This window comes from Pseudomonas sp. RIT-PI-r, assembly GCF_001297015.1.
Classification (GTDB): Bacteria; Pseudomonadota; Gammaproteobacteria; order Pseudomonadales; family Pseudomonadaceae; genus Aquipseudomonas.
This window is the reverse complement of record NZ_LIGE01000025.1, coordinates 715,361-732,767: the sequence shown is the minus strand read 5'-3', so window position 1 is coordinate 732,767 and position 17,407 is coordinate 715,361. Positions and strand designations below refer to the sequence as shown.

The 17,407-nt window shown below is 60.9% G+C and carries 16 protein-coding genes; 15 read left to right on the top strand and 1 reads right to left on the bottom strand.

Annotation, left to right across the window (positions count from 1 at the left end; all coding sequences use genetic code 11):
* Window positions 1–10: 10 nt before the first annotated feature.
* The 15 genes from benC (at window position 11) to AK821_RS15035 (ending at window position 16,828) form a co-directional block, all read left to right on the top strand.
* Window positions 11–1,024 carry a benzoate 1,2-dioxygenase electron transfer component BenC gene (gene benC, locus AK821_RS15105; RefSeq protein WP_064390411.1) on the top strand — a complete coding sequence of 338 codons (1,014 nt, stop codon included), beginning with the start codon at window positions 11–13 and terminating at the stop codon, window positions 1,022–1,024.
* 21 nt (window positions 1,025–1,045) lie between these two features.
* Complete coding sequence (locus AK821_RS15100; protein ID WP_064390410.1) at window positions 1,046–1,807, top strand: 1,6-dihydroxycyclohexa-2,4-diene-1-carboxylate dehydrogenase; 762 nt, start codon at window positions 1,046–1,048, stop codon at window positions 1,805–1,807.
* Window positions 1,808–1,829: 22 nt separating this feature from the next.
* Window positions 1,830–2,951 carry a muconate cycloisomerase family protein gene (locus tag AK821_RS15095; RefSeq protein ID WP_064390409.1) on the top strand — a complete coding sequence of 374 codons (1,122 nt, stop codon included), beginning with the start codon at window positions 1,830–1,832 and terminating at the stop codon, window positions 2,949–2,951.
* Window positions 2,952–2,966: 15 nt separating this feature from the next.
* On the top strand, window positions 2,967–3,257 hold the full coding sequence (catC, locus tag AK821_RS15090) for a muconolactone Delta-isomerase (RefSeq protein WP_064390408.1): 291 nt from the start codon (window positions 2,967–2,969) through the stop codon (window positions 3,255–3,257).
* A 164-nt stretch (window positions 3,258–3,421) separates the two neighbouring features.
* Window positions 3,422–4,339, top strand: coding sequence for a catechol 1,2-dioxygenase (gene catA / locus AK821_RS15085; protein ID WP_064390407.1), 918 nt, complete (start codon window positions 3,422–3,424; stop codon window positions 4,337–4,339).
* Window positions 4,340–4,834: 495 nt separating this feature from the next.
* Window positions 4,835–5,881 carry an isopenicillin N synthase family dioxygenase gene (locus AK821_RS15080; RefSeq protein ID WP_064390406.1) on the top strand — a complete coding sequence of 349 codons (1,047 nt, stop codon included), beginning with the start codon at window positions 4,835–4,837 and terminating at the stop codon, window positions 5,879–5,881.
* 27 nt (window positions 5,882–5,908) lie between these two features.
* Window positions 5,909–6,718 carry a MetQ/NlpA family ABC transporter substrate-binding protein gene (locus AK821_RS15075; RefSeq protein ID WP_064390405.1) on the top strand — a complete coding sequence of 270 codons (810 nt, stop codon included), beginning with the start codon at window positions 5,909–5,911 and terminating at the stop codon, window positions 6,716–6,718.
* Window positions 6,715–7,515: a methionine ABC transporter ATP-binding protein gene (locus tag AK821_RS15070; protein WP_082355451.1), complete on the top strand. Its 801-nt coding sequence runs from the start codon at window positions 6,715–6,717 to the stop codon at window positions 7,513–7,515. Before AK821_RS15075 ends, AK821_RS15070 begins: the two co-directional genes overlap by 4 nt.
* Window positions 7,512–8,183, top strand: coding sequence for a methionine ABC transporter permease (locus AK821_RS15065; protein ID WP_064390404.1), 672 nt, complete (start codon window positions 7,512–7,514; stop codon window positions 8,181–8,183). Before AK821_RS15070 ends, AK821_RS15065 begins: the two co-directional genes overlap by 4 nt.
* Before the next feature lie 8 nt (window positions 8,184–8,191).
* Window positions 8,192–9,748, top strand: a complete 1,557-nt coding sequence (locus tag AK821_RS15060) for a sugar ABC transporter ATP-binding protein (RefSeq protein WP_064390403.1) — start codon at window positions 8,192–8,194, stop codon at window positions 9,746–9,748.
* Window positions 9,741–10,766: an ABC transporter permease gene (locus AK821_RS15055; RefSeq protein ID WP_064390402.1), complete on the top strand. Its 1,026-nt coding sequence runs from the start codon at window positions 9,741–9,743 to the stop codon at window positions 10,764–10,766. The genes AK821_RS15060 and AK821_RS15055 overlap by 8 nt, the downstream gene beginning before the upstream one ends.
* A gap of 24 nt (window positions 10,767–10,790) precedes the next feature.
* Window positions 10,791–11,834, top strand: a complete 1,044-nt coding sequence (locus tag AK821_RS15050) for a substrate-binding domain-containing protein (protein ID WP_064390401.1) — start codon at window positions 10,791–10,793, stop codon at window positions 11,832–11,834.
* A gap of 158 nt (window positions 11,835–11,992) precedes the next feature.
* A complete protein-coding gene (locus tag AK821_RS15045) occupies window positions 11,993–12,658 on the top strand; it encodes a sulfite oxidase-like oxidoreductase (RefSeq protein ID WP_064390400.1) in 666 nt (221 codons plus the stop codon).
* Between the two features lie 428 nt (window positions 12,659–13,086).
* Window positions 13,087–15,474 (top strand): TonB-dependent receptor plug domain-containing protein, encoded by a 2,388-nt coding sequence (locus AK821_RS15040; RefSeq protein ID WP_064390399.1) that lies wholly within the window; start codon window positions 13,087–13,089, stop codon window positions 15,472–15,474.
* The gene (locus AK821_RS15035) at window positions 15,464–16,828 is read left to right on the top strand and encodes an APC family permease (RefSeq protein WP_064390398.1); all 1,365 of its coding nucleotides are present in this window, start codon (window positions 15,464–15,466) and stop codon (window positions 16,826–16,828) included. The genes AK821_RS15040 and AK821_RS15035 overlap by 11 nt, the downstream gene beginning before the upstream one ends.
* Here AK821_RS15035 and AK821_RS15030 read toward each other — a convergent pair.
* Complete coding sequence (locus AK821_RS15030) at window positions 16,825–17,286, bottom strand: DUF3574 domain-containing protein (RefSeq protein WP_064390397.1); 462 nt, start codon at window positions 17,284–17,286, stop codon at window positions 16,825–16,827. The two genes, AK821_RS15035 and AK821_RS15030, sit on opposite strands and share 4 nt — an antisense overlap.
* Between the last annotated feature and the right edge of the window lie 121 nt (window positions 17,287–17,407).

Below are 17,407 nucleotides of genomic sequence, written 5' to 3'. Positions count from 1 at the left end.
GAGGTGCACCATGAATTTCCAGATTGCGCTTAATTTTGAAGACGGCGTCACCCGTTTCATCGAGGCTGGCGGCCATGAAACCGTGGCCGACGCGGCGTACCGACAAGGCATCAACATCCCGCTGGATTGCCGTGACGGCGCCTGCGGCACCTGCAAGTGTTTCGCCGAAGCCGGGCGTTACGACATGGGCGACAACTTCATCGAAGACGCCTTGAGCGCCGACGAGCTTGCGCAAGGCTATGTGCTGACCTGCCAGATGCGCGCTGAAAGCGATTGCGTGGTGCGAGTGCCGGCTGGCTCGCAGGTGTGCAAGACCGAACAAGCGAACTTCCAGGCATCGATCAGCGCTGTCCGGCAGTTGTCCGAAAGCACTATCGCGCTGTCGATCAAGGGCGAAGCGCTGAGCAAACTGGCGTTCCTGCCGGGTCAGTACGTCAACCTGCAAGTGCCCGGTAGCGAGCAGAGTCGCGCCTACTCCTTCAGCTCGTTGCAGAAGGATGGCGAGGTCAGCTTTCTGATTCGCAACGTGCCCGGCGGCTTGATGAGCAGCTTCCTCACCGGGCTGGCCAAGGCTGGCGACAGCATGAACCTGGCCGGGCCGTTGGGCAGTTTTTACCTGCGGGAAATCAAGCGGCCACTGCTGTTGCTGGCCGGCGGCACGGGCCTGGCACCGTTCACCGCGATGCTGGAGAAAATCGCGGAGCAGGGCAGCGAACATCCCGTGCATTTGATCTACGGCGTGACCAATGATTTCGATCTGGTCGAGCTCGACCGCCTCGAAGCCTTCGCCGCGCGCATCAGTCATTTCAGCTTTGGTGCGTGCGTGGCCAACCCGCAGAGCGCGCACCCGCTCAAGGGCTACGTCACCCAGCACATCGAGCCGCGCCACCTCAACGCAGGCGACGTCGACGTGTACCTGTGCGGGCCGCCGCCGATGGTTGAGGCGGTCAGCCAATACATCCGCGAGCAGGGCATCACCCCGGCGAACTTCTACTACGAAAAATTCGCCGCAGCGGCTGCCTGAACCCCAATTTTCGAGGTTGTCATGAACAACAGATTCTCCAACAAGGTCGCGCTGGTCACCGGCGCGGCGCAGGGTATCGGCCGCCGCGTGTGCGAACGCCTGTTGCGTGAAGGTGCGCAAGTGGTTGCCGTTGACCGCTCCGAACTGGTTCACGAGCTGCAAGGCGAGGGGGTTCTGGCGCTGACGGCTGACCTCGAACAGTACGCCGATTGCGCCCGGGTCATGGCCGAGGCGATCAACACTTTCCGCCGTCTCGACATCCTGATCAACAATGTCGGCGGGACGATCTGGGCCAAGCCGTTCGAGCATTACCAAGTCGAGCAGATCGAAGCCGAAGTGCGCCGTTCGCTGTTCCCGACCCTGTGGTGCTGCCATGCGGCGTTGCCGTACATGCTCAAGCAAGGGCGCGGCGCCATCGTCAACGTCTCGTCGATTGCCACCCGCAGCGTCAATCGCGTGCCGTACGGCGCGGCCAAGGGTGGCATCAACGCACTCACCGCGTGCCTGGCCTTCGAAAACGCCGAGCGTGGCATTCGCGTCAACGCCACCGCACCGGGCGGCACCGAAGCTCCGCCGCGACGCATCCCGCGTAATGCCGGCGAACAGTCGGCGCAGGAGCAGGCCTGGTATCAGGAGATCGTCGCGCAAACCCTCGACAGCAGCCTGATGAAACGCTACGGCAGCCTCGATGAACAGGTCGGCGCGATCCTCTTTCTCGCCTCCGACGACGCCTCGTACATCACCGGTGTGACCTTGCCGGTCGGTGGCGGCGACCTCGGTTGATCACTCTGTAAAGGACACAGACATGCAGCGAATTCTGATTGAAAGCCTGTCGACGATCATCGTCGACTTGCCGACCATCCGCCCGCACAAACTGGCGATGCACACGATGCAGAAGCAGACCCTGGTGATTCTGCGCCTGCGTTGCAGCGATGGCATTGAAGGTATCGGCGAAGCCACCACCATTGGCGGTCTTGCTTACGGTTATGAAAGCCCGGAAAGCATCAAAGCCAATATCGACGCGCATCTGGCCCCGGCGCTGGTGGGCATGGAAGCGAACAACATCAACGCGGCGATGCAGCGGCTCGACAAGATCGCCAAGGGCAATACTTTCGCCAAGTCCGGCATCGAAAGCGCACTGCTCGATGCCCAAGGCAAGCGCCTCGGTCTGCCGGTCAGCGAGCTGCTCGGCGGCCGCGTACGTGACAGCCTTGAAGTGGCCTGGACCTTGGCCAGCGGCGACACCGCCCGTGACATTGCCGAAGCCGAACAGATGCTCGAGGCGCGCCGCCATCGCATCTTCAAACTGAAGATTGGCGCCAACCCGCTGGAACAGGATCTCAAACACGTCGTGGCGATCAAAAAGGCTCTCGGCGAGCGCGCCAGTGTGCGCGTCGACGTCAACCAGTATTGGGACGAGTCCCAGGCAATTCGCGGCTGTCAGGTGCTCGGTGACAACGGCATCGACCTGATTGAGCAGCCGATCTCGCGGGTCAATCGTTCCGGACAGATTCGTCTGAACCAGCGCAGCCCGGCACCGATCATGGCCGATGAATCGATCGAAAGTGTCGAGGACGCCTTCAGCCTCGCCGCCGACGGCGCCGCCAGTGTCTTCGCCCTGAAGATCGCCAAGAACGGTGGCCCGCGCGCCGTGCTCAGAACCGTACAAATCGCCGAAGCCGCCGGCATCGCGTTGTACGGCGGCACCATGCTCGAAGGCTCCATCGGCACGCTGGCCTCGGCGCACGCCTTCCTCACGATCAGGCAACTGACCTGGGACACCGAACTGTTCGGCCCATTGTTGCTGACTGAAGACATCGTCACCGAAACGCCACAGTACCGCGATTTTCATCTGCACATCCCGCGAACTCCAGGCCTGGGCCTGACGCTGGATGAAGAGCGTCTGGCGCGTTTTCGCCGCCACTGAATCAGGAGAGCCACCATGCTGTTCCACGTAAAAATGACCGTGAAATTGCCCGTCGATATGGACCCGTCACTGGCCACCCGGCTCAAGGCTGACGAGAAGGAACTGGCGCAACGGCTGCAACGCGAAGGCGTATGGCGGCACCTGTGGCGCATCGCCGGGCACTACGCCAATTACAGCGTGTTCGACGTGCCGAGCGTCGAGGCACTGCACGACACGCTGATGCGCTTGCCGTTGTTCCCTTACATGGATATCGAGATCGATGGCCTCTGCCGGCATCCGTCGTCGATCCACAGCCACGATCGCTGACCCAACCCGGTCCCTGTAGGAGTGAGCCTGCTCGCGATAGCGGTGTGTCATTCAGCATCGATGGTAACTGGCAGACCGCTATCGCGAGCAGGCTCACTCCTACAAGGGACGGTGCTGGAACTCAAGAACTGCGTCGACAAAACAACAAGATGAGGTAAACCACCATGACCGTGAAAATTGCCCACACCGCCGAGCTGCAAGCCTTCTTCAAAGAAGCCGCCGGTTTTGCCAACGACGAGGGTAATTCCCGTCTGAAAACCATCGTCCTGCGCATTTTGCAGGACACCGCGACAATCATCGAAGACCTCGACATCAGCGAGGACGAGTTCTGGAAAGCCGTCGATTATCTCAACCGCCTGGGCGGTCGCTCAGAGGCCGGGTTACTGGTCGCAGGGCTGGGTATCGAACACTTTCTCGACCTGTTGCAGGACGCCAAGGACGCGCAGATCGGTTTGACCGGCGGCACGCCGCGCACCATCGAAGGGCCGCTGTATGTGGCCGGAGCACCCCTGTGCGAAGGCGAATGCCGCATGGATGATGGCAGCGAGGAGGGCATCGCCACCGTGATGCGCCTCGAAGGCCAGGTGTTCGATCTTCACGGCCAACCGTTGGCCGGTGCCACGGTTGACCTGTGGCACGCCAACACCAAGGGCACTTACTCGTTTTTCGACCCGAGCCAGTCCGAGTACAACCTGCGTCGACGCATCATCACCGACGCCGAAGGCCGTTACCGCGCGCGCAGCATCGTGCCGTCCGGATATGGCTGCGACCCGCAAGGCCCGACCCAGGAATGCCTGAACCTGCTTGGTCGCCATGGCCAGCGTCCGGCCCATGTGCACTTTTTCATCAGCGCCCCGGGGCATCGGCATCTGACGACGCAGATCAATCTGTCGGGCGACCAATATCTGTGGGACGACTTTGCTTATGCGACCCGTGAAGGGCTGGTCGGGGAAGTGCTGTTCCACGAGGACGACGTCTCTGGACGCCATGCCGAGCTGAAGTTCGACTTTCAGCTGCAACCGGCGCCGGATGCCAGTGCCGAACAACGCAGCCAACGCCCACGTGCATTGCAGGACGCTTGATACCGAGTCGTCAGTGCCCCTCACCCTAACCCTCTCCCAGAGGGAGAGGGGACTGACCGGGGGATCTTGAGTGCTACGTCGACCTGAACGATATTTGCCGAATCCAACCCGGTTGTTCAGGTCGATGCATACCGCAAGACAACACGGTCGGCTCCCTCTCCCCCGGGAGAGGGCTGGGGTGAGGGGAGTGACCGAGGTAATCTTGAGCACTACGTCGACCTGAACGTTTTGTACTGAATCCAACCCGGTTGTTCAGGTCGATGCATACCGCAGGACAACACGGTCGGCTCCCTCTCCTTCGGGAGAGGGCTGGGGTGAGGGGAAATCAGACCTAAGGTAATGCGAAAAAGATATTGGCTACGTATTTTTAAGATCGTTTAGTTTTGTCGCAACGACGAATCAAAACGCATCAAACCGATAGACCCCCGATTGCCATGACGGCACACGCTGAATCGATCACAGGTTCTTCAGGTTTGATTCACACGGGAGTGAATCATGCCGCATACCCTCGACATCACCGCATTACCGACCCTTGATCTGTCCTTGTTCGAAGGCACGGCGCAGCAGCGTTACGCGTTTCTCGATGACTTGCGCCAGGCGGCCCGCGACGTTGGGTTCTTCTATCTGACCGGCCATGGCATCGACTCTGCTTTACTCAAGCAAGTGCAAGAACACGCTCGCCAGTTTTTCGCCTTGCCTGACAGCGCCAAAGCAGCGGTCGGCATGATCAACTCGCCGCACTTTCGCGGTTACAACCGTGCTGCCTCCGAGATCACCCGTGGCCAACCCGACTGGCGCGAACAGTTCGATCTGGGCGCCGAGCGCGAGGCCTTGCCAATACAAGCGGACAGCCCGTTCTGGGCGCGGCTGCAAGGGCCCAACCAGTGGCCGGCGGCATTGCCGGAATTGAAACCCTTGTTGCTTGAATGGCAGCAGGCGATGACGCACATGTCCCTGCGTTTACTGCGCGCCTTCGCTCAGGCCTTGTCGCTGCGTGCCGATGCTTTCGATCAGCTCTACGGCGACCGACCCAACGAACACATCAAGCTGATGCGCTATCCCGGTCAGTCGCGCGAGGCGAGCCATCAAGGCGTCGGCGCGCACAAGGATTCCGGGTTCTTGAGTTTCCTGTTGCAAGACCAGCAGGCCGGTCTGCAAGTCGAGATCGAAGAGGGCCGCTGGATTGATGCGCTGCCACGGGAGAACACGCTGGTGGTGAACATCGGCGAACTGCTCGAACTCGCTTCCAACGGCTATTTGCGTGCCACGGTGCATCGCGTCGTGTCGCCGCCGCAGGGTAGCGAACGCCTGTCCATCGCGTTCTTCCTCGGCGCACAACTCGACGCCACGGTGCCGCTGTACCCGTTGCCCACCGCGCTGCTGCGCGAGGCGCGCGGGCCGGCGAGTGATCCGCTCAATCCACTGTTTCGCGACGTCGGCTGCAATTACCTCAAGGGACGTCTGCGCTCGCACCCCGATGTCGCCCAACGCTTCTATGCCGACGCGCTGCTGCCACCAGCGCCAGTGCGCAAAACCGCCTGATTCATCACTCGCTCAAGGATTATCGACATGTTGAAACAAGCCGGTTTGACCCTCGCCGTGCTCGGCACACTGGTGACTTCATTCAGTGCTCAGGCACTGGAACCGTTGCGCGTCGCCGCCGACCCGGTGCCTCACGCGCAGATCCTTGCGTACATCCAGAAAATCGATCCGCAACTCAACCTCAAGGTCATCGAAATCCCCAACGGTGTGAACTCCAATGAGCTGTTGGTGCACGGTGATGTCGACGCCAATTACTTCCAGCATTTGCCCTATCTGAAATCCCAGGAGCAGGCGCTCGGCGAGAAACTTGCGGTGGCCGCCACCGTGCATATCGAACCCTTGGGCATTTACTCGCGTCGCCACAAAAGCTTCGCTGACGTGCCGAATAAAGGCACCGTCGCTGTACCGAACAACGTCACCAACCTGAGCCGCGCGCTGTACCTGTTGCAAGACAATGGCTTGATCAAACTCAAACCCGGTTTCAACGATCCGGCCACTGATCAGGCAACACCGAAAGACATCGCCGAAAACCCGAAACAGCTGAAGATTCTCGAAATCGAATCACCGCAGATCCCGCGCTCGCTGGACGATGTCGATCTGGCGGTGATCAACGGCAACTACGCGCTCGACGCAGGCCTGGTGCCGGCCAAGGATGCCTTGGGCCTGGAGAAAGCCGAGCACAATCCTTACGCGAATATTCTGGTGACCACCCCGAAACTGCAGAACGACCCACGTATCGCGCAACTGGCCAAGGATCTGACTTCGCCGCAAGTCGCCAGGTACATCACCGATCACTTTGCCGGTTCGGTGATTCCAGTGGCAGGCAGCCAGCCATGATCACCGTCGAGCAATTGAGCAAAACCTATCCGTCAGCGACGCAACCGGCACTGCATCAGGTATCGCTGAGCATTCCCGACGGCGCGGTCTATGGGATTCTCGGGCGCAGCGGCGCGGGCAAGTCGACGCTGTTGCGTTGCCTCAATCTGCTCGAACGTCCCGACAGCGGACGGATTCTGCTCGATGGCGTCGACCTGATGAAGCTGTCCGCCAGCGATCTGCGCCAGCAACGCCAGCGCATCGGTATGATCTTTCAAGGCTTCAACCTGCTGCATTCACGCACGGTCTTCGACAACATTGCCGTACCGCTGGAGATCGCCAATGTCGGCAAACCGTGGCGTCACGTGCGGGTACGCGAGCTGCTGGAACTGGTCGGTTTGACTGACAAGGCGCAGGCGTTTCCTTCGCAATTGTCCGGTGGCCAGAAACAGCGCGTGGGCATTGCCCGTGCGCTGGCGGCGGAGCCGGCATATTTGTTGTCGGACGAAGCGACCAGTGCCCTCGACCCGGAAACCACCGCATCGATTCTGGAACTGTTGCGTGACATCAATCGGCAACTGGGGTTGACCATTGTGCTGATCACCCACGAACTGGACGTGGTCAAGTCGATCTGCGACCACGCCGCGTTCATGGCCAACGGGCGGATGGTGGAGGCTGGGCCGGTGCCGCGTCTGATGGCTGATCCACAATCGAGCCTGGGCAGTTCGTTGCGCCCGACCTGCGGATTACCGCTGGGGCATGCGGCCCCCGGCCTGAGTTTTCTCAAACAGTACGGCGTGCGGGCAGCACAATCATGAATCGCTCAATTGACTGGTATGAAATCCTGCAACTGGTGCTCAACGCCACCGGGGAAACCCTGTACATGGTGCTACTCGCCGGGTTGTTCACGCTGCTGATCGGTTTGCCGCTGGGCGTGTTGCTGTTTATCAGCCGCCGCGGTGGGCTTTACCCGATGCCACGGCTGAATACCGCGTTGAGTGCACTGGTCAACCTCGGCCGTTCGCTGCCGTTTGTGGTGATGCTGATTGCTCTGATTCCACTGACCCGACTAGTGGTCGGCACGACCCTGGGCAGCACCGCCGCCGTAGTGCCGATCACCATTGGCGCGTTTCCATTCTTCGCGCGCATCGTCGAAAACGCGCTGGACGAAGTCGACAAGGGCCGCATCGAAGCGATCCTTGCCATGGGCGGCGACATCGGCCATGTGATCTTCAAAGTGCTGTTGCCCGAAGCACTGCCGGCGTTGCTTGCCGGGATCACCCTGACGCTGGTGATGCTGATCGGATTCTCCTCGATGGCCGGGGTCATCGGTGGCGGCGGGCTCGGCGATCTGGCGATCCGTTACGGCTATCAGCGCTTCAACAATGAAGTCATGGTTGCCACTGTCGTGGTGTTGGTCATCCTCGTTCAAGGCGTGCAGAGCCTGGGCGATCGATTGGTGCGTTCGCTGGCTCATCGCCGCTAAGGAATTTTATGAGTGCGCCTGTCGCCGTGGCCCGCGAGCCGCTGATTCGTGTGCGTGAGCTGAGCAAATCCTTTGCTTCGAACCGCGCGCTGGATCGCGTCAGTCTGGATATTTATCCCGCCGAAGTGGTGGCATTGCTCGGTGCCAATGGCGCGGGCAAGTCGACCTTGGTGAAGATCCTGGCGGGCAGTCAGACTGCCGATGCCGGCGAGATCAGCGTCGAGGGTCAGAATCTCTGTTTCAACTCGCCGTTGTCTGCGCGCCGGGTCGGGATTGTCGCGGTGCATCAGCAGATCAACGATGGCATCGCCCCAGGTTTGAGCGTGGCCGAGAACCTGCTGCTCGATGAGTTGTGCAAGCCGGACGCGGACTTCTGGCTCAATCGCAAACACCTGCTGGAGCGCGCCGCAAGCATTGCCGCCGGGCTGGGTTTGACCTTGCCGCTGGAGCAACCGATCGAACATTTGGGGCAGGCCGAGCGCCAATTGGTGGTGCTGGCGCGGGCCTTTGCCCTGCAGCCGCGCCTGCTGATTCTCGATGAGCCGACGGCGGCGCTCTCCGATGCCGAGGCGCAGCGCCTGTTCGCCTTGATCGACACCTTGCGTAGTCGTGGGGTGGCGATTGTGTACATCTCCCATCGACTGTCCGACCTGCAACGCGTGGCCGACCGCGCCATCGTCCTGCGTGATGGACGGATGGCGGGTGACTTCACGGCACAGCAATTGCCCGAGGCGGTCAGCGCCATGCTCGGCCAGGCGCTTGGCGAGCATGCGTATGTGCCGCGCGTGCCAGGGCGAGCAGTGTTGCAGCTTGCAGCGATGAAGATACTGCCACGCTCTCAAACCTTCGATCTGACCCTGCATGAAAACGAGGTGGTGGTGCTCACCGGGCTGTTGGGCGCCGGTAAAAGCGAGATTGCCGAAGCGCTGTTCGGTTTGCGTCACGCGACGTCAGGTAGCGTGCGACTGGACGGTGTCGAAGGGTTTGCGCGGTCGCCACGAGAGGCGATTCAGCGCGGTGTTTTTTTCGCCGCCGAAGACCGCGCCAGTCAATCGCTGGTGCCGGACTTTTCCCTGCGTCGTACGCTGACCTTGCCGTTTCTCGAGCGCTTCAGCCGTGGCGGGTTCATCCGCAACCGCGCCGAAGCGGCAGCGGTCGAGGCGCAAGTGGCGGCGCTGGGGATCAAGACTGCCGGTATCGATGTGCCGATGACCGCGTTGTCGGGCGGCAATCAACAGAAAGTCGTGCTCGGCCGCTGGCTGCTCGGCGAAGGGCGGGTATTGATCCTTGATGAACCCTTTCAAGGCGTCGACGTGCGCGCCCGCCGCGACATCGGCCAACTGCTGCGCGACAGCGCCGAGGGGCGCGCGACTTTAGTGATTTGCGCCGACGTCGATGAAGCCCTGGAAATTGCCGACCGCATTCTGCTGGTGCGCGATCACGCGGTGGTCGCCGAGTACCCGCGTGCCGGCCTCAATCGTGCTGATCTGGTTGCCGCACTGGCCGGCAGCGACGTGACCGAACATTCCCCTCAAGCCACGCCAAGGAGCAGAGCGAGTGCCTGATTCAAGTTCACTGTTATCGACCGAGCCGGCACGTGCCGAACGTCTGCTGCACGGGCTGATCCGCTATGGCCTGCTGTGGCTGCTGGCGCTGATCGTGGTGTTTTTCAGCGTTGCCGAACCAGCGTTTCTGCGGGTCGGCAACCTGTTCAGCATTCTGCAGTCGGTTTCGATTGGGGCGCTGCTGGCGCTGGGCGGGACGCTGACCATGGCGGTCGGCGGCCTCGGCCTGGCGATTGGCGCGGTGGCGGCGATGAGCCTGATGATTGCCAGTTACGTGATGGTCGTGCTCGGCTGGGGCGCGGTGCCGGCGGTGTTGATCAGCCTTGCCGGCGGTGCGCTGGTCGGGCTGCTCAACGGTTGGCTGATCGTCAAATTGCGCGTGCCGGACATTCTCGCAACGCTCGGCAGCATGTTTCTGGTGATCGGTGTGCAACTGATTCCCACGGGCGGACGCTCGATTGCCGTCGGCATGACCTTGCCCAGCGGCGAAGAAACCGAGGGCACCTTCAACGCTGCGTTTCTCGCGTTGGGGCGCGGGCGGTTGTGGGAGGTGGTGCCGATTCCGGTGTTGATCACTGCCGTGGTTGCGCTGGCGGTGTGGCTGTTTCTCGAACGTACGCGCATTGGCCGTCTGTTCTATGCCATCGGCGGTAACGAGCAGGCGGCGCGGCTTGCCGGTGCGCCGGTGCAGCGCTTCAAGTTGTTGGCCTACGTGCTCTCGGCGGTGCTGGCGTCACTGGGCGGTGTGTTGCTCGCGGCGCGGCTGGGGCGCGGTGATGTCAGTTCCGGCAACGGTCTGGTGCTCGACGCGTTGGGGGCAGCGCTGATCGGTTTTGCCGTGCTCGGCGCAAAGAAGCCCAATGCGTTCGGCACGTTGATCGGTGCGCTGCTGGTGGCGTCGCTGCTCAATGGCCTGACCATGCTCAACGCGCCGTATTACGCGCAGGATTTCGTCAAGGGACTGGTGCTGGTGCTGGCCCTGATGTTCACCTTCGGCCTCGCGCATCGGGCGCGCTGAGCCGCATTCATTCAAGGAAGTGCTATGCACGGTTCAATCAAACAGTTCGTTGCCGGTGCGTTGCTCTCGGCCATGGCCCTGAGTGTTCAGGCACAGGCCTTGCCCGGTGCACCGGCACCGTTCGATAAAGGTCAGGTGCAGATCGCGTTGGTGGGTTACCTGTTTTCCGGGGATTTCCCCGAGGCGTATTTGCGCGGTGTAGAGCAACAGACTGAAGCGCTGGGCGCCCATTTGCGGGTGTTCGATGCGCGGCAGCAAGCGGCGAGTCAGGGCGAGATGATCGATCAGGCGATTGATCTGGGCGTCGACGGCATCATCGTCCAGCTCGGGCTCGCCGAAACGCTGAAAGCGCCGATTGACCGGGCCATTGCCAAAGGCATCAAAGTCGTCGCCTTCGACGTTGACCTGAACACGCCGCAAGTGACTCAGGTCGAGCAGGATCACCACGCTTTGGCACGCTTGGCACTGGATCAGGCGGTGAAGGACAACGGCACGCGTTTCGATGCTGGCTACGTCTACATCAGCGGCTTCACGCCGATGGAGCGGCGCGACGAGATCTGGAGCCAAGTGAAGCAAGCCAATCCGGGGATCATCGAAAAGGCCCGTTTCGGCACGCTGAACCCGCCGATTGCCAATTCTGTGGCCGATCAGGCCAGTGCGGTGCTCCGGGCTAATCCGGGGATCAGCGTGATCTTTGCGCCGTTCGATGAATTCGCCAAAGGCGCGAAAATCGCCGTGGATGAAGCGGGCTTGGCGAGCAAAGTGAGGATCTACAGCGCGGACATTTCCACCGCCGATATCCAGATCATGAAAGAGCCGGACAGCGCCTGGGCCGCGACGGCGGCGGTCAATCCGCAAGTGGCCGGGGCGATCAGCGTACGCAGTCTGGCGATGTTGATTGCCGGGGAAAATCCTGGGCATCAGGTGCTGGTGCCGCCAACGTTGATCACTCGCCAGCAACTGCTGGATCTGGACGTGAAAAACGTTCGAGATCTGGCGCAGAAACTCCCGGCCTTCGGTGATACCGCCAACGTCGCGCGGGCACCGTGGATTCCGGTGGTCAACTAGAACATTTGCCACGACATCGCCCATGTGGGAGCGAGCCTGCTCGCGAAGAGGTCTGATCAGTTGATATCTCTGCTGACTGACCCACCGCTTTCGCGAGCAGGCTCGCTCCCACAGGGGTAACGCGTAGTTGCGCAAACTGAGGGAGTTCTGGAGCTTACATGCACAACAAAGCTGCACGCCTACACAAAAGCCGTTCCCCGGCAGCGGATCCGTTGTTCGGTAATCGACTGCCCCCAGGCCAAGTGCTGACGGAGCGATTTCCCATCCTGCACGAAGGCGAAATACCCGAATACGACCTCGCCCATTGGTCGTTGCGGTTGTTCGGCACGCTCGCCCGACCGATCGAATTGCGTTACGCCGATCTGCAGGCACTGCCACAACGGCAACTGCGCTGCGACATCCATTGTGTGACACGCTGGTCGAAGTTCGACACCGAGTGGAGCGGGATACATCTGCAGGATCTGTTGCAGGCTTTCAATCTCCAGCCGACATCGGCGTTCGTCATGGCTCATGCCGACCACGATTACCAGACCAACTTGCGACTCGATGATTTACTTCACCCGGCCAGCCTGTTGGCCACTCATTACAACGGCCAGCCCTTGACCGCCCAACACGGCTGGCCGTTGCGCCTTGTGGTCGCCGGGCGGTATTTCTGGAAGAGCGCGAAGTGGTTGCGCGGTCTGGAATTTGTTAACGAGGAGCAACCGGGGTTTTGGGAGCGCAATGGCTTTCATCTGCACGCCGATCCGTTTGCCGAACAGCGCTTCAGTGGTGATGAACTGGATATTGCCGAGGATGCCTGGGTGGAAAAAGAATTCGACTAAGTAGCGTCTGATGCAAATCAAAACTGTAGGAGTGAGCCTGCTCGCGATAGCGGTGTATCAGTAAGAAAGTTGTCAGCTGACACACCGCTATCGCGAGCAGGCTCGCTCCCGCAGGGGACTGCATTTCAGTGTGAAAAATTGGTGTTAGTTGGTTGAGGTGTTGGCTCAGCAACACTTCTGCTGAACTAAGAACAATCCTTTAGAGCGATCTAACCTAAGCGTTATTGGTTCTTTTGCGAGTTGCGGCAGCTCGTCTAGCATCAGGCTCCAAGGGGAAACGTCTCAGCTGGGGAAACTGCAACTCATCGTAAAAAAACCTTCACTGCCTTCCAGAAATCCAAAACTACAGCAGACATTGCCGCGCATTGCTTGCCGAACTTTATTGTCGGCAACGGCCGGGTGTTAACTGCGATTCAAGGAGCTGTCATATGTATTACCGTTCCCGTTCATTACTGGCGGCCGCTGTCGTGTCCGCCATTTGGCAACTTCCGGCCAACGCCGAAGAAACTTCGGCAAGTGCTGACAGCGAATCGCGACTCGGCACCGTGTTGGTCACCGGCACCCGTGGCACTTCACGCACCGTGCTCGATTCGCCGGTGCCGGTCGATGTACTCACCGCTGAAGACCTGAAAACCGCCGGCGCCGCTGATGGCGAACTGGGTGCAGCCTTGCAGACGCTGTTGCCGTCCTTCAGTCTGCCGCGCCAATCCAACTCCGGCGGTGCCGACCATGTGCGTGCTGCGCAATTGCGCGGCATGAGCCCGGATCAGGTGTTGGTATTGGTCAATGGCAAGCGCCGCCACACCTCGGCGGTGGTCAACGACTCGTCGAAAATCGGTCGTGGCACCGCGCCGGTGGATTTCAACTCGATTCCCATCAGTGCCATCAAACGTATCGAAGTGCTGCGCGACGGCGCAGGTGCGCAATACGGCTCCGACGCCATCGCCGGAGTGATCAACATCATCCTCGACGACGCGCCCGAGGGCGGCGAGGTCTCGACCAGTTATGGCGCCTATCACACGCACCAGGACGCCATCGGCAAGACCACCACCGACGGCCAGAACAGCGTGACCACCGCGAAGATCGGCACACGGCTTGGCGAGGAGGGCGGCTTCATTCGCGGCGGCACCGAGTACAAGGATCGCAACCCGACCAACCGCGCCGGTTTTGATGGCTTTGCCGATACCCCGAACCAGCGCAACTACGTGATGGGCGACGGCCTCGCCCGCGACGTCAACCTGTGGTTCAACAGTGAGCTGCCGTTGGCGGGCGGCAAGGCCTACAGCTTCGGTACCTACAACCAGCGTCACACCACCGGCGCCGAGTTCTATCGCTATCCGTACGAGCAACCGCAGTTCTACCCCAACGGCTACTTGCCGCAATCGCTCGGCGACAACAAGGATGTTTCCGCCACAGCGGGCTTCAAAGGCATGATCGGCGACGACTGGGACTTCGACAGCAGCGTCACCCATGGCCGCAACCGCTTCGATGGATCGACCCGGCGCACCCTCAATGTCAGCCTCGGTGAAGACTCGCCGACGAAATTCGATACCGGCGACTACGAACTGCGCCAGACCACCAGCAACCTCGATTTCAGCCGTGAATTGCGCCTCGGTGGACGCTCGTTCGTGCTGGCAGTCGGCGGTGAGTATCGCTACGAAAATTACCTGACCTACGCCGGCGACGAGGCTTCCTACATCGGCTCTGGTGCCGATGGCGCCAATGGCTTGCGGCCGAGTGAAGAATCGGATCTGGACCGCAATGTGTTCGGCACTTATGCCGAGTTGTCCGGCGACCTTACCGACCGCTTCTTCGTCGACGGCGCCACGCGCTGGGAACATTACGATGACGCTGGCAGCAAGCTCACCGGCAAACTCAGTGGCCGCTACAAACTGACCGATCAGTGGGCATTGCGCGGTGCGGTCTCGAACAACTTCCGCGCACCATCGCTGGCGCAAAGCGGCTTCCAGAACACCACCAGCAACTTCGGCGATGGCGGTACGCTCACCGATATTCGCGTGCTCTCGGTCAACGATCCGATCGCCCGTGCACTGGGCGCGGAAAAGCTCGATCCGGAAACCTCGAAAAACTTCAGCCTCGGCCTGACCTTCCAGCTGAACGAACGCTTCGACGCCTCGCTGGACGTGTTCCGCATCGACGTCAAAGACCGCATTACCCTGTCACAACGCATTGGCAGCGATGCCCTGGAAAGCTACATCAATGACAACTTCGGCGTAGCGGGAGTGCACGACGTCAACTTCTTCACCAACGCCGCTGACACCCGCACCCACGGCGCCGAACTGGTGCTCAACTATCATCAGCCGTTCTATGAAGGGCAACTCGGCTTGACCACGGCGTATACCTATAACCACACCAAAGTCACCAGCACCAAAGGCACGCCATCGCAACTGACGGCGTTGGGCATCGGCACTGACGCACTGGTTGGCGTCGAAGAAACCAACACCCTGACCGACGCCGCGCCGAAGGACCGCTTCATCTTTTCCGCTAACTGGGCCAGCGAGCATTGGGGTTTGCTCGGGCGCCTGACGCGTCAGGGCGAGACCACCCGCGTGTTCGATTTCGGCGATTCGCAACCGGAGCAAACCTATGGCGCGGTATGGCAACTGGACGCCGAGGTGAGCTACAAATTCACCCCGAAATTCAACATTGCCGTGGGTGGCAACAACCTTACCGACAACTACCCGGAACGCTCCGGCTCGGCGATCAACTACGGCGGCAACCTGCCGTATGACGTGCTCTCGCCGATCGGCACCAACGGCGCCTACTACTACGCCCGCGCCACTTATGGTTTCTAACGCGGGGCCGGGGCGGCATCTGCCGGTGTTTCAGGCGTTATTGATCACGCTGGGCATGGTGATCACTACCGACATCCTGAAAACCGCGCCGACCGTGGCACTTAACGTCGCGCCAGAACATTTCTACCTGGTGTGGGGGCTCGGCGGTGTGGCGTCGATGATCGGCGCGCTGTGTTTTGCCGAGATGGCCACGGCATTTCCGCACCCGGGCGGCGACTATCATTTTTTGCGCACGGCTTACGGTGAACGCATGGGATTGCTGTTCGCCTGGTCGCGGTTTTCGGTGATGCACACCGGATGGATCGCGTTGTCGGCATTCATGTTTGCCGATTACTTCAACGCGGTAGTTCCGCTGGGGCAGTACGGCTCGGGGTTGTTTGCCGGGGCGATCATTGCCGCCCTGGTGCTGCTCAATCTCACGGGCAAGCACATTGGTTTCATCACTCAGACGTTGTTGGTGGGCTTGCTCGCGTTGGGTTTTCTGAGCATTGCCAGCGCCGGTGTCTGGCTGCAGTGGCAGGGCATCGAACCACCGGTAGCGGACGTTTCGGTCACGCCGGAGCACACCGGTATGGCCGGATTTTCGGCGGCGATGATTTTCGTGTTCCTGGCCTTCGGTGGCTGGAGCGATGCGGCAACATTATCGGCAGAAGTGCGCGACGGTCGACGGGGCATCTTCATCGCCATGATCGGAGCGCTGGCGGTGCTGATGAGCATCTATCTGGCGCTCAATTGGGCGTTCGTCGCAGGTCTGGGATTCGCCGGACTGGCGGCGAGCAACGCGCCGGCGGTTGAGCTGCTGAACCGCGCGTTCGGCGCACCCGGGGGCATGCTGATTCTATTGATGGTCGGTATCGCCGCCATCGCCAGCATTAACTCGACCCTGCTGGTCGGCGCCCGGACTACCTACGCTGCCGCCCGTGATGTGCCGCAACTGCGCAGTTTCGGTGACTGGGACGACCGTCACGGCGTGCCGCGCAAAGCCTTGCTCGCGGAAGGCGCGGTGGCGTTGCTGTTGGGGTTGTTCGGCAGTTTTACCCAGAGTGGTTTCAACACTATGGTTGAGTATTTGACTCCGGTGTACTGGCTGTTTCTGAGCTTGAGCAGCGTCGCGTTGATCATTCTGCGGCGGCGCTTTCCCGACGTGCCGAGGCCGGTGCGGGTGCCGTTGTATCCGCTGTTGCCGCTGCTGTTTTTCGGGTTGTGCCTGTACATGCTGTATTCCAGCGTGACAATGGTCGGCTATGGCGCGTTTCTGGGGATTGCTGTGTTGCTGGTGGGGGCGCTGATTCTGGCGGGGTTGAGCCGCGTGGCGTCGACGCCTCGGCAAGCTCTTGGGCAGATATCGGACTAGAACGACACCTCGGCCGGTTGCGACAAACGCAGCACCGACAGGTCGCCGGTGATGCGTTTGTACGCCAGGCGAATCGCTTCGATGTCACGGGAACGCTGCACGCTGTTCTCATGCAGGATCACAATGACCTTGGTGCTCAAGCGCTCAGGCTCTTTTGCGCCTTTATCGCGCCATTGACCATACGCGTCGAGCACACTGAAGCCATCGGGGAAGCGCGGTGTGACTTCCTTGTCGAGAAATTCGCGCCAGCGCGCCGGGCTGACGAGACCTTCCTTGCCATCGATCGAACCCACCGAAAAGTACAGCTCGGTGCGCAGCCATTGCGCCTGCGCCGGCCGCGCGGCATCGCCTTGCAGCGTCGAACTGGCGGGATCATGGGTGTGAACGGAAGCGGGAGGAGGGCTGGCACAACCGGCGACTGCGAGGAACAGTGCCGCCAGTAAAAGACGTTGAGGCATGGAACATCCTTATTGAACGGTGGGTGAACCGCTGAAGTATAAGGCTGCCGTTCGACCGTCAATAAAGACCTGAAAAGCAGGCAGTCAGGCGTTTCGGGAATAACCCGAAACGCCTGCGGCA